Origin of the sequence: Vibrio sp. UCD-FRSSP16_30 (assembly GCF_001676025.1) — a bacterium.
Lineage (GTDB): Bacteria > Pseudomonadota > Gammaproteobacteria > Enterobacterales > Vibrionaceae > Vibrio.
Window position 1 is genome coordinate 16,914 of sequence record NZ_LZFW01000001.1, and the last position, 13,310, is coordinate 30,223.

Below are 13,310 nucleotides of genomic sequence, written 5' to 3' on the forward strand. Positions count from 1 at the left end.
AGTATGCATTTCGATTCTTTTTCTGAGTTTTTATTAATGGGAGGCTATGCTTCCTACGTTTGGGGCGCCTTTATCATCACCTTTGGTGCGCTTGGATTATTGTTTGTATTGAGTTGCCGCGAAAGTAAGGCAACCTTAAAAGAAGTGAAAAATAAAATGGATCGCCAAACGCGCATTGACGCGGCTAAGAATATGGAGAACACCCTATGAACCCGAGACGTAAAAAAAGAATGGGCTTAATTGTCGCACTATTATTGGGACTAGGGGTGACAGTAGGGCTAATGCTCTATGCTTTGAATCAAAATATGGATTTGTTCTATACGCCAACTGAAATCGTGAATGGCAAACCAAACGGTGAAAAACCTCATGTTGGTCAGCGTTTGCGTATTGGCGGAATGGTGGTAGCAGGAAGCGTTTCTCGCGATTCACAATCACTACAAGTTTCGTTTGATGTTGCCGATGTAGGCCCTGCGGTCACGGTGACTTATGATGGCATCTTGCCGGATTTATTCCGTGAAGGACAAGGCATTGTCGCGCAAGGCGTATTAAAAGACAGCCACACGGTTGAAGCATTTGAAGTGCTTGCAAAACATGATGAAGAATATATGCCACCTGAAATTGCAGAAGCAATGAAGGTTGTTCATGAGCCTCTTGAGTACACTCAAGAACAAAAACAAGGAAGCGGTCAATGATTGCTGAGTTAGGGCATTTTGCCCTTATAGTCTCGCTTGCGATGGCGGTGTTGTTAAGTGTGTTGCCTCTGTGGGGCGCATCTAAAAACAATGCTTTGCTGATGAATACTTCAAGACCTTTGTCTTGGGGCATGTTCATCTTACTTGCTATCTCATTCTTTATTCTGTGCTGGTCGTTTTATACCAACGATTTTACGGTGCAGTATGTCGCCAGTAACTCTAACAGTAATCTGCCTTGGTATTATCGAATTACCGCAGTGTGGGGCGCGCATGAAGGCTCATTATTACTGTGGGTTTTGATACAAGCGGCTTGGACTGTTGCGGTAGCCACGTTCAGTAAAGGTATGCCTCAAGAGTCTGTGGCGAGAGTATTAGCGGTGATGGGTATGATCACTGTGGGTTTCTTACTGTTTATTATTGTCACTTCTAACCCATTTGATCGCACGCTGCCTTACTTCCCTGTCGATGGGCGAGACCTCAACCCATTACTGCAAGATCCTGGGCTTATTATTCACCCACCGATGTTGTACATGGGCTATGTTGGCTTCTCGGTTGCGTTCTCTTTTGCCATTGCATCATTGATGACTGGTCGTCTTGATACGGCATGGGCTCGCTGGTCAAGACCTTGGACAATTGCGGCGTGGTCATTTCTAACAGTAGGTATCGCGCTAGGTTCATGGTGGGCTTATTACGAACTTGGCTGGGGCGGCTGGTGGTTCTGGGATCCAGTAGAAAATGCTTCATTTATGCCATGGCTTGCCGGTACAGCGTTAATGCACTCATTAGCAGTGACTGAAAAACGCGGCACCTTTAAAGCGTGGACAGTTTTGCTGGCTATCTCTGCATTCTCTCTTAGCTTGCTAGGTACCTTCTTAGTACGTTCAGGTATTTTGGTTTCTGTACACGCCTTTGCTTCAGATCCTGCTCGAGGCATGTTTATTTTGGCCTTCTTAGTGGTGGTCATTGGCGGTTCATTATTACTGTTTGCTCTAAAAGGCGCATCAGTACGAGTACGCGGTAACTTTGACTTGGTATCACGAGAAAATGCTTTATTGGCAAACAATGTATTGCTAGTCGCGGCATTGGTTGTGGTGCTAGTGGGTACTTTATTACCGTTAGTTCACAAACAGTTAGGGCTTGGCTCGGTATCTATCGGCGCGCCGTTTTTCAATATGCTATTTACTTGGTTAATGGTGCCGTTTGCGTTCTTATTAGGCATTGGTCCTCTTATTCGCTGGAAGCGCGATACCCTTGCTCAATTGGCTAAACCTCTACTCATCAGCGGTGTTATTTCACTTTCCCTTGCGGCAGTGATGGTATTGCTACTGAGTGAACGCTTTACCGGTCTTGCTTTCTTAGGCTGGGTGATGGCGTTGTGGATTGTCTGCTTACATGCTTATGAGCTTTATGAGCGTGCGACACACCGTCACTCATTTACCGTCGGTATCACTAAATTACCTCGTAGCCACTGGGCAATGATGAGTGCGCACATTGGTTTGGCGGTGACGGTTATCGGTATTGCGATGGTGCAGAACTACAGCATTGAACGTGATGTCCGATTAGCACCGGGTGAGAATTTTGTTATTGAAGGTTATAACTTTAATTTCTCCGCTCTTCGAGATAACGATGGTCCAAACTATGATGGGTATATTGCTGACTTTGAAATCACCAAAGATGGTAAATACATCAATACGTTACATGCAGAGAAGCGCTTTTATACTACCGCTCGCTCTATGATGACAGAAGCGGCCATTGATGCCGGCTTTACTCGTGACCTTTATATCGCCTTGGGCGAAAAGCTGGATGATAACGTGTCATGGGCTGTGCGTATTTACTACAAACCGTTCGTGCGTTGGATTTGGGCAGGTAGCTTGTTTATGGCATTTGGCGGTGCAATTGCTATTAGTGATCGCCGTTACCGTTTCCGTAATAAAAAAATCAGCAAGGGGGCGTAATGAATAAGAAGATATTATTTGTCCCTTTACTGATGTTTATGGTGCTGGCCATGGTGTTTGCCACCCAGCTAACCAAAAACGCAGGTGGTGATGATCCCACTAAGCTGGAATCCGTGTTAATTGGTAAGCAGGTTCCAGTCTTTAAACTGGAAGATCTTGAAACTGAAGGTCTACTGCACGACCAAGCCATCTTTATAGGTCAACCTTTACTGCTTAACGTGTGGGCAACTTGGTGCCCAACGTGTTATGCCGAGCATCAATATCTTAATGAACTTGCAGCGCAAGGGGTTAAGATCATTGGTCTTAACTACAAAGATGATCGCGGTAAGGCCAATAAATGGCTGACCGATTTAGGCAACCCTTATATGGTGAGTCTGTTTGATGGCAGAGGTATGCTTGGATTGGATCTTGGCGTATATGGCGCACCGGAGACCTTTTTGATTGATGCCAAAGGTGTGATTCGTTATCGCCATGTGGGTGATGTAAACAGCACCAATTGGCGTGAAAAATTAGGCCCTATGTATCAAGCCCTTTTAGATGATATGCGCGATGAGGTGAAATTATGAAAAAATGGATTTTCCCTTTCATCTTGTCATTGATGGTGAGCGTGACCGCGCATGCGGTTATTGAAGTACACGAGTTTGATACCCCTGAGCAAGAGCTGCAATTTCAGGAATTGAACCATACTTTGCGCTGTCCTAAATGTCAGAACAATACGATTGGCGATTCCAATGCCGAACTTGCTTTAGATCTTCGTGAAAAAGTCTATGAAATGACTAAAGATGGTAAATCTAAGCAAGAGATTGTGGATTACATGGTTGCTCGTTACGGTAACTTTGTGACTTATAAACCGCCGTTCACTATTGCGACTGCTGTGTTGTGGCTTGGGCCTTTATTGGTGGTGGTCATTGGCTTTGGTTTTATCCTAACTCGAAGCCGTAAAAGACCCGTTAAGACAGTACAAAGTGCCACGTTAAGTGAAGAAGAACAGCAACGCCTCAACGCCTTGCTCAAAGACGATAATGGAGACAACAAATAATGACGTTGTTTTGGATTACTACTTTAGTTATTGTCCTGTTTGCCGCAGCCTTAATTATAATTCCACTGATTCGCAAACAAGCCATCAACGATGCCGAGCGTCGAGATGAGCTAAATAAAGTCATCTTTAAAGAGCGTGTTGCAGAACTCGCTGTTGAAGATGATGAAGGTATCGTTGTTGATAAAGAAGAACTGATTGTTGATCTTAAACAGGCACTTCTTGATGACATTCCAGAAAATCAGCAATTAGCATCGACCAAGCTTGCTTCTCCTATATTGGTAGCGGTGGTTTCTGCGGTATTGCTATTGGGTGTGTCATACGGTTTTTACGCTAAATATGGCGCAATTAATGAAGTGCAGCAGTGGCAAAAAGTCAGTGCTAACTTACCTGCGCTAAGTAAGAAACTCATGGATGCCCATGGGGAAGCATTAAGTGAAGATGAGCTTAATGACATGACGTTAGCATTAAGAACTAGCTTACATCGTAACCCTGATGATGCCACTGGTTGGTTGTTGTTAGGTCGTATTGGTTTAGCCAATCGTGATATCGAAACTGCAATGGGCGCAATGAAGCGAGCACGCAAGTTAGAGCCTAATAATGTGGATATTCAGCTGGGTCTTGCGCAATCATTAACCTTATCTAACGATGAAGTTGATCATGCTGAAGCAGAACGTTTATTGCATGACTTATTACGCCAAGATTATGTCGATTTAAGAGTGTTCTCTTTGCTTGCCTTTAGTGCATTTGAAAAGGGTGACTATGCAGGAGCGGTGCGCTACTGGAGAACAATGCAGCAGTTGATTGGCCCTGAAGATAGCCGTTATGACATGCTTGAACGCAGTATTAACAGTGCACGTAGCAAGCTTGGCGGTACAGCTGAAGCCATTCCTGGTGTCGTGAGAATTGGCATTTCTGTTGTTGACGGAGCTCAGCTTCCACAGCAGGGAGTATTAATTGTCTCAGTACATAGAGCCGACGGTTCTCCAATGCCAGTTGCAGCCGCGCGTTATGGCTTAGGCAGTTTTCCTCGTATGATCATGATGGACGACGGAAACAGCATGCTAGAAGGACTACAACTCTCTAGTCTTGATTCATTTATCGTTCGTGCTCGCATTGATACTGACGGTGATGTTTCAACCAAAGAGGGTGATTGGTATGGAGAAAGTGCTGTTACTATGAAGGGTGAAGATGTAACTTTAATTATTAATAGTCAATACTAGAAGTTAGAGGTGTAGTGGCGTAGTCTCTACACCTCAATTTTTAATGGTAAAAAAGGGAACGGATATCCTGCATGTATAGAATTTGGATATTATTTGTCATATTGATGGCAGGATGTGCCTCGCATCCTGAGCAGCAAGGTACCGATAGCAGTACCTCGCAAGTGAACGATCCTTTCGAAAGCTTTAACCGCGTAATGTGGAATATCAACTACGAATTCCTCGACCCTTATTTTGTGCGCCCCGTTTCTTTGACCTATACCGGTTATACTCCTGTCTTTATTCGCAGCGGAATAAGCAACTTCCTCGCCAACCTTGATGAACCTGCCAGTATGGTCAATAACCTGTTGATGGGTAATGGAACACTGGCGTTAAATCATTTAAATCGCTTTTGGATTAACACTACTTTTGGTGTAGCAGGGCTCTATGATGCTGCTTCTCAAGGTGGCATTGTTAAACAAGACGAGCGAGCGTTTAGTGATGTGCTTGGTAAATGGGGGGTAGGTAATGGCTGGTACTTCATGATCCCAGCATACGGCCCTATTACGTTGCGAGAGGTGACTGATCAGGCTGATGGCTTGTATCCGCCACTTTCGTATCTCAATATCTGGGCAAGCCTTGGCAAGTGGTTCTTTGAAGGTATGGAAACACGTTCGGCATTGGTTGCTCAAGAAGGGACATTAAAAAATTCCCCTGATCCATATTTGCTGTCACGAGATGTGTTTTTACAACGCAGAGACTATAAAGCTGAGATCAGTGACAACGAAGCGGTGGACGAAGAGCAAGAAGATTATCTAGATGATTACCTTGATGACGAATTTTAAGTTACCCTGTTAGGCATTGTTGTTTATCCAAGATAGTCAGGTGTAGTTATGTCTTTAGAGGCACCTTCTTTAGAACCATTCTCAAACATTTATCAACGTGCATCCCATCGTAAGGGTGGCGATGCTCAATTAGAATTGCGACTGACCAAGCCGTTAACACCTGCCGAAATTGAATGCATTGCTGATGACCGTTGGTTATCAGCAATGACAATGAAGGTGTTTCAGTGTGGCATTTCTTGGCAAGTCGTTCGAGACAAATGGCCAAACTTTGAAGCACTGTTCTTCGATTTTAAACCCGAACTTCTGCTGATGCTGTCAGATGAGCATTGGGAACAAAAAGCCAAAGAACCGAAAATCATTCGCCATCTTACTAAAGTCATGACCATTAAAACCAATGCTGAAATGCTGATGAATGCGCGCTTAGATCATGGCGGATTCTCGAAGATGGTCGCTCACTGGCCTGCTGAGAATATCACTGAGCTTTGGGACTACATTAAGAAGCATGGCAGTCGATTAGGCGGTAACACCGGCGCGTATACTTTACGACAAATGGGCGTTGATACCTTCATTTTATCTTCAGATGTAGAAGGCTATTTGCGCAGTTACGGCATTATTGACGGTGGCCGAGATACTAAAAAATCTCGCGCGGCAGCGAATAAAGCATTTTGTCATTGGCAAAAAGAGTCGGGCAGAAGCATGAGCGAAATCAGTCAGATTATTGCATTTGGCGGTGGGGATAATCGGGTATAGGAAGGGGACAAGGGGGCTAGATACTGGTTTTCTAGGACCTAGGGTCTATAATCCAAAACCTATAACCAAAATCACAAAAGGTGTTGAACTTTGCAGTTCAACACCTTTTTTATTTGCCTGAGTTCTAATTAAATTAGAAGCTTTGGCTGTATTGTAGGCCGACTAGGATTGCGTCTGCGCGAGTTGTTGCTGTAAGCGCTGAAGTACCTGTACTTGGGTTTAGCTCAGTTACGCTTTCATCAGAGCCAACTAGGTAGGTAATACCAAAGTCTAGCGTCGAATCTGCTGTGAAGTGGTAGCTTGCACCAGCAGAGAACCAGTTACGGTCTGAATCTGGAACAGAGATAGAAGTTAACTCGTCTTGTGCACTAGTGTCATACATGTAACCAGTACGCAGTTCAACTTTCTCAGTTACATACCAAGTACCACCGATTGCAAAGTGGAATCCATCCTGCCATTGGTATTGTTTGTTGTAATCACCTTTAATGTAACCAGCATTTAGATTTTCGAAGTCAATTTCATCGAATGCACTCCAACCGATCCATTGCACAGAGTAGTGAACTGCGAAGTCAGTATCTTTAATGTGGTGGTAACCTGAAAATTCAGCCATATCGGGTAGAGGTAGGTCAATTTTCTGATTCTTGTCATCTTCAACACTGATATCAGGGGTATAACGGTAGGATAAGCCCCAACGGTTATTTTTATCAAGTTCGTAAACCGTACCTACGTTGAAACCAACAGCCCAACCATCAGCATCTTCTACGTCAACAGTTTGCACGGTACCAAGACCAAGCTCGCTACCGCCACGACGGAAAGTGCCTTGACCATAGATAACATCAAGACCAGCACCAAAGCTCCATTGTTCATTTAGACGATAAGAGCCAGACAAACCAATGTTCATGCTCTTAATATCAGTTTCGCCACCGAAAGCAGAGTTACTGTAAACAGGACTATCAGAGAAGTCAGTACTAGTACCAAAATTTGAGTAGGCGTTAATACCCCAAGCAAATTTATCATTCACTGGAACGATAAGATGGATATTAGGTGCTACTGAAGTGCCACCGACATCATCATAATCTGGGTTACCAACAGGAGCGCCAGTATATTGCGCATTTGATACCGAAATATCAGTAATAATTGTTTCAAAACCAAGGGACAAAGAAGTTTTATCAAAAAGGGCCATTGTCGCTGGGTTACGTGCCATAGATGATGCGTTGTCTGCAATAACAGCATCACCGGCAAATGCACGACCAATACCTGTTGCTGATTGTGCGTTAAGCTGGAAACCTGCAGCATGTGCCTGAGAAGTAGAGGCAATCACTGCAACTGCAAGTAGAGAGCGTTTAAGAATACGCGTCTTATTCATGAATAATTTCCTTATGTTTTACGCTAAAGTCCTAGCGTATCAACCGGTGTAAAATGTCGAAGTCGGCTGATACTATTGCTAAATATAGTTTTAACAACTCAGACCACTAGGTAAATTAATGAAATTGTTCATTTTTGAGAGCAAAGTGAGCAAATCGTTTAGATTTAATGCATTACTTAGAGTTATTGCTCTAAATCAATTATTGATCAGATAAATCAATTGAAAGTGATAACCCCTTCGCACTTATGGATTGTAAGGGGTTGAAATAACATGAGAATTTTGATTACGACATTGGGATTATGATGCTTGATAACTGTTTTGCAACTTCAGATACATCCTCGTCACTTTCACCCACCAAAATCATAGATGCGTTACCAATAGGCACTATGGCCCCAGACATCTGTTGCTCATTAAAGTTCAGTGTATGCTCTGAGCTGATATTGGTAATAAACAGCGTTATACGTCCTTTTTCGCCCTCAAATACCATATGCAAAGCATTGGCTTCACCAAATCCACAGTGATTTAAATAATACACATGGTAGGGAAAGCTCTCGCTAAATTGGTAAGAGAAAGGGGTTAATTTGGCGTTGATTTGAGTCGAGTTAACTTGTTCATCTAATTGGTTAGTAAACGGGCTCTCATCAATCACATGCTGAACGGCGGTATCAGCCAAACTTGCGTGCGCCGCTGGTATTAGATTGGCAGACCAATTTAGTTGTCCAACCAAGACACCTGCTGCAAAAGCAACTGAAGCGGCGATAGCAAAGCTCTTCTTGGCAAATGCTTTACTAAAGCGAGCACGAACCACATTGTCATCATTGCTTTGGTTAAATAAAATTTTATCAGCAAGATCGTCAGGAACATCCACACGCATTGCTTGCTCAATACGCGCATCGAGATTTAGCACATCATCGACAAACTTTGTATTGTGCTCATTGCTGGTGATGGCATCGATAATATCTTCGTCTCTTGCCTTTGGGTCAGACATGATACGGCGGCGAAATTCTAAATCATCCATTTTGTCTCCCCTTATTTGACGTAGACGCTTCCAGTTGTTCTTTAAGCTGATTTCTTGCTCTAAACAGCCGAGTCATGACTGTGTTTTTATTTAGATCTAATATTTGGCTGATTTCCTCACCACTAAATCCACCAACAACTTGTAGAAATAGCGGTTCGCGGTATTCGAGCTCTAAACGCATAATTTGAGCTTGTAACCATTCACTTTGATGAAAGCCATCATCATTGGAAAATCCTTCATTGCCGGGATCATCTATATCGACTAAATCCAACTGCTTTCTTTCAAAGCGACGTGCATTTTCTCGTCTTAAAATAGTAATGAGCCAAGACTTTGCCGCTTTATCATCTTGTAGTGAGTCCAATGCCTTCCATGCACGTAGGCAGGTTTCTTGTACAAGATCTTCTGCAACAGAACGATCTTTACACAGCCAGTATGCATAGCGAAAAAGGTCACGATGATAGGCTCGCACCAAGGTTTCGTATTTTTTTTGTTTATTCATAACAGAGTCGACCGTCTCGATCGGACTTTTCTTTCGAGATTTCTTTTTATTATCGAAAATCCGCAGCATCGGTGCTCATTCTCCTTTGTGACTCATAATGAGTTGCTGATTGAGTCCTGCATAAGTAACGGTATTGTTACCTGTATTGCCATGTAATGTAAAACCTAATGCGCACTAAACTGTATGCTTATGATTGTGTCGGAGTTTAATCATGCTAATAAGTTCACTTTAATGTCTGTAAGTCTCGTTTTTTGACTAAAAACAGAGTCAGATAACTTTATATTTTGATTTTGTTAACATTTTAATTACAATGATCAGGTCTGACCTCTTAACTATCAACGAAAAGCTATCAAATAAGGAAGTGTGATGGGATTACAGCAGTTAACCACCCGGCAGGGAGATAGAGTTGCAGTGGTAGCGGGATTAAGAACCCCGTTTGCACGACAAAGCACCGCATTTGATGGTGTATCAGCATTAGATCTTGGCAAAATGGTGGTAGGCGAAATGCTTGCTCGTAGTGAAATCGATGCTTCTTTAATTGAGCAAGTGGTCTTTGGGCAAGTGATTCAGATGCCGTCTGCGCCGAACATCGCTCGTGAAATTGTGTTAGGTACGGGCATGAACATCAATACCGATGCTTACAGTGTCACGCGTGCGTGTGCGACAAGCTTTCAGGCAACCGCTAACGTTGTTGAGTCCATTATTGCCGGCAACATTGAAGTGGGCATTGCCGGAGGCGCGGATTCTTCATCAGTGCTTCCTATCGGCGTCACTAAATCATTAGCTGCAAATTTATTAGCGTTAAGTAAAGCGCGTTCTCTTTCGCAAAAGCTTAAAATTGTCAGCAATTTTAAAATGAAAGATCTGATGCCAGTACCGCCTGCTGTCGCGGAATATTCTACAGGATTGTCGATGGGGCAAACCGCAGAACAAATGGCTAAATCTCATTCTATCTCTCGACAAGATCAAGATGCACTTGCTCATCGCTCGCACGCTTTTGCCGCCAATGCATGGAACGAAGGCAAGATTCGCGATGAGGTGATGACTGCATACCCAGAACCGTATAAAAAATGGATTGATACTGATAACAACATTCGTTTTGACTCCACCATTGAAGGCTACGCCAAATTAAGACCGGCTTTTGACCGCCAATTTGGTTCAGTAACCGCAGCAAATGCCACCCCTCTTACCGATGGGGCGGCGGCCATCATGCTCATGACCGAAAGCAAAGCCAAAGCATTGGGTTTAGAGATCCTTGGTTATATTCGCTCTTATGCGTTTTCTGCAACGGGCGTTGATAAAGACATGCTGATGGGACCTTCTTACGCAACGCCTATAGCCCTTGATCGAGCTGGAATCACCTTAAATGATTTAACCTTGATTGATATGCACGAAGCGTTTGCCGCTCAAGCATTAGCTAACGTAAAAATGTTTGGCAGTGATCAGTTTGCTAAGCAAAAACTCGGCAGAGACAAAGCCATCGGTGAGATTGATATGGAGAAATTTAACGTACTAGGCGGCTCCATTGCTTATGGACACCCCTTTGCTGCCACTGGCGCAAGAATGATTACTCAGACTTTGCGTGAGCTTAAAAGACGTGGCGGAGGTTTGGGTCTTAACACCGCTTGCGCCGCAGGTGGCCTAGGTGCGGCGATGATTTTGGAGGTGGAATAATGACTGAGGCAAAAACATTCGCTCTACGCATAGACGAAGAGCAACTAGCCTGGCTATCGATTGATGTGCAAGGCGAGAAAATGAATACTCTTCAAGCCGCTTTCGCTGATGAAATGAATGCGATACTAAGCGAACTTGAACAAAAGAAATCACAAATATCAGGTTTGATTGTTCATTCTTTAAAACCGGATAACTTTATTGCTGGCGCTGATGTACGAATGCTCGATGCTTGCACTAGCGCTGATGAAGCCAGCAAGCTTGCCACTACAGGTCAGCAAATGTTTGCTTCATTATCAGCGCTACCATTTCCTGTGGTGGCGGCGATTCATGGACCCTGTCTTGGTGGCGGGCTGGAATTAGCACTGGCGTGTGATTATCGCGTGTGCAGTGATGACGATAAGACTCGCTTGGGGCTACCAGAAGTTCAATTAGGTTTACTACCTGGCTCTGGAGGTACTCAGCGACTACCTCGTTTAATCGGGTTAGTGCCATCTTTGGATCTTATCTTAACCGGTAAACAACTTAGAGCGAAAAAAGCCAAGAAATTAGGGCTGGTCGATGCCAGTGTGCCACACAGCATTCTTATGGATGTGGCCAAAACCTATGCCAATAAATCGAAGCGTAAACGCAAAGCGCCAGCGAAAGAAAAGCTGATTGCTAGGATAGGGCTGAGCCGTAAGGTCATCTTTGATCAAGCCGCTAAAAAAACACGTCAAAAAACGCGCGGCAATTATCCAGCAACTGAGCAAATTCTTGAAGTTATGCAATACGGCCTCGAAAAAGGCATGACCAAAGGGCTGCAAAAAGAAGCACAACAATTTGGTCAGTTGGTCATGACAGCAGAGTCCAAAGCGCTACGCTCTTTGTTCTTTGCCACCACTGAAATGAAAAAAGAAAACTTTGGCGATGCCACACCTGCCAAAGTGACGCACGTTGGCGTGCTTGGCGGCGGCTTGATGGGGGCAGGTATCGCGCATGTGTCACTTGCTAAGGCTAAGCTTGGGGTCAATCTTAAAGATGTGTCGCAAGATGGTGTGCTAAATGCGTTAGGTTATAACTACAAGCTGCTGAGTAAGCAATGTAAGCGCCGCATTCTGTCTAACGCTCAGCTACAAGCAAAAATGTCGCAGCTTCGTGGTGGTACTGATTATCTTGGTTTTAATAAAGCTGAGGTCGTGATTGAAGCGGTATTTGAAGATTTATCATTAAAGCAAAGTATGGTTAAAGAGGTGGAAGAGGCGTGTTCTGAGCGAACCATTTTTGCATCTAACACGTCATCATTGCCTATCCATCAAATCGCGCAAGGGGCAAAGCGCCCGCAAAATATTGTCGGGCTTCATTACTTTAGTCCCGCGGAAAAAATGCCATTGGTAGAAGTGATTCCTCATGAGACAACGTCACCCGAAACAGTTGCAACTGTGGTGGCACTGGCGCGCAAGCAGGGAAAAACGCCTATCGTGGTGAAAGACAGCGCAGGGTTTTACGTGAATCGCATTTTAGCGCCATACATGAATGAGGCCGCGCATGTGCTATTGGCTCAGCAAGAGATAGAGCATATAGACAGTGCATTATTAAATTTTGGATTTCCTGTCGGGCCGATAACACTGCTCGATGAAGTTGGGGTTGATATTGGCGCGAAAATTATGCCTATTTTGGTAACTGAATTAGGCGAGCGTTTTCAAGGGCCAGATCTGTTTGATGTATTGCTAAATGATGGCCGCAAAGGTCGTAAAGTAGGCAAAGGGTTTTATCAATACAAAGGCAAGGATAAAAAGGTCGATAAGTCTATTTACAGCTTATTGAAACTGAAACCTTCACGCAGTATTGCCGAAGAAGATATAGCGCTACGCTGCGTGATACCTTTGCTGAACGAGGCAGTTCGATGCTTAGACGAAGGCATCATTGCCAGTGCTCGTGATGGAGATATTGGCGCTATTTTTGGTATTGGATTTCCACCATTTACCGGAGGTCCATTTAGATTCATCGACACTTATGGTTTAGATAATTTAATTCGTAAAATGAACCAGTTTGAATTGGCGTATGGCGAGCGATTTAGACCATACCAAGGCTTGTTGGATAGATTAGAAGCCGGACAACAGTTCTATGGTTAATACCAATCGTAGCAAATCTCTGATCAGCCTAGCTGGTTAAAACACTTGATAACTGCGTTGAAATTTTTGGTTGTAGAATAACTACTTACCAAAAATATTCGCCTTGTTCTCAAGTGTTTTTCCTGCGCTATTTCTGATCATTTAATTGCTGTGATTGGTATAATT

General features: G+C 43.8%; 13 protein-coding genes. 10 read left to right on the forward strand and 3 right to left on the reverse strand.

Annotated elements, in window-relative coordinates; translation table 11 throughout:
* Positions 1-3 precede the first annotated feature (3 nt).
* The 8 genes from ccmD (at position 4) to A9260_RS00130 (ending at position 6,477) form a co-directional block, all read left to right on the forward strand.
* Positions 4-210, forward strand: coding sequence for a heme exporter protein CcmD (gene ccmD, locus A9260_RS00095; RefSeq protein ID WP_068694968.1), 207 nt, complete (start codon positions 4-6; stop codon positions 208-210).
* Complete coding sequence (gene ccmE, locus A9260_RS00100) at positions 207-692, forward strand: cytochrome c maturation protein CcmE (RefSeq protein ID WP_068694970.1); 486 nt, start codon at positions 207-209, stop codon at positions 690-692. Before ccmD ends, ccmE begins: the two co-directional genes overlap by 4 nt.
* Positions 689-2,647: a heme lyase CcmF/NrfE family subunit gene (locus A9260_RS00105; RefSeq protein ID WP_068694972.1), complete on the forward strand. Its 1,959-nt coding sequence runs from the start codon at positions 689-691 to the stop codon at positions 2,645-2,647. The genes ccmE and A9260_RS00105 overlap by 4 nt, the downstream gene beginning before the upstream one ends.
* Positions 2,647-3,213, forward strand: coding sequence for a DsbE family thiol:disulfide interchange protein (locus tag A9260_RS00110; RefSeq protein WP_068694974.1), 567 nt, complete (start codon positions 2,647-2,649; stop codon positions 3,211-3,213). Before A9260_RS00105 ends, A9260_RS00110 begins: the two co-directional genes overlap by 1 nt.
* Positions 3,210-3,686 (forward strand): cytochrome c-type biogenesis protein, encoded by a 477-nt coding sequence (locus tag A9260_RS00115; RefSeq protein ID WP_068694975.1) that lies wholly within the window; start codon positions 3,210-3,212, stop codon positions 3,684-3,686. The genes A9260_RS00110 and A9260_RS00115 overlap by 4 nt, the downstream gene beginning before the upstream one ends.
* On the forward strand, positions 3,686-4,906 hold the full coding sequence (gene ccmI, locus A9260_RS00120) for a c-type cytochrome biogenesis protein CcmI (RefSeq protein ID WP_068694977.1): 1,221 nt from the start codon (positions 3,686-3,688) through the stop codon (positions 4,904-4,906). The genes A9260_RS00115 and ccmI overlap by 1 nt, the downstream gene beginning before the upstream one ends.
* Positions 4,907-4,977: 71 nt before the next feature.
* On the forward strand, positions 4,978-5,727 hold the full coding sequence (locus A9260_RS00125; protein ID WP_068694979.1) for an MlaA family lipoprotein: 750 nt from the start codon (positions 4,978-4,980) through the stop codon (positions 5,725-5,727).
* Positions 5,728-5,775: 48 nt separating this feature from the next.
* On the forward strand, positions 5,776-6,477 hold the full coding sequence (locus A9260_RS00130; protein ID WP_068694981.1) for a DNA-3-methyladenine glycosylase I: 702 nt from the start codon (positions 5,776-5,778) through the stop codon (positions 6,475-6,477).
* 133 nt (positions 6,478-6,610) lie between these two features.
* Here A9260_RS00130 and A9260_RS00135 read toward each other — a convergent pair whose 3' ends face one another.
* The 3 genes from A9260_RS00135 to A9260_RS00145 form a co-directional block, all read right to left on the reverse strand.
* On the reverse strand, positions 6,611-7,843 hold the full coding sequence (locus tag A9260_RS00135; RefSeq protein ID WP_068694983.1) for an outer membrane protein transport protein: 1,233 nt from the start codon (positions 7,841-7,843) through the stop codon (positions 6,611-6,613).
* Positions 7,844-8,126: 283 nt separating this feature from the next.
* The gene (locus A9260_RS00140) at positions 8,127-8,861 is read right to left on the reverse strand and encodes a DUF3379 family protein (protein ID WP_068694985.1); all 735 of its coding nucleotides are present in this window, start codon (positions 8,859-8,861) and stop codon (positions 8,127-8,129) included.
* Complete coding sequence (locus A9260_RS00145) at positions 8,854-9,429, reverse strand: sigma-70 family RNA polymerase sigma factor (RefSeq protein WP_068694987.1); 576 nt, start codon at positions 9,427-9,429, stop codon at positions 8,854-8,856. Before A9260_RS00145 ends, A9260_RS00140 begins: the two co-directional genes overlap by 8 nt.
* A gap of 297 nt (positions 9,430-9,726) precedes the next feature.
* Between A9260_RS00145 and fadI the strand changes: the two genes are divergently transcribed.
* A complete protein-coding gene (gene fadI, locus A9260_RS00150; RefSeq protein ID WP_068694989.1) occupies positions 9,727-11,034 on the forward strand; it encodes an acetyl-CoA C-acyltransferase FadI in 1,308 nt (435 codons plus the stop codon).
* On the forward strand, positions 11,034-13,145 hold the full coding sequence (gene fadJ, locus A9260_RS00155; protein ID WP_068694991.1) for a fatty acid oxidation complex subunit alpha FadJ: 2,112 nt from the start codon (positions 11,034-11,036) through the stop codon (positions 13,143-13,145). Before fadI ends, fadJ begins: the two co-directional genes overlap by 1 nt.
* Positions 13,146-13,310 lie beyond the last annotated feature (165 nt).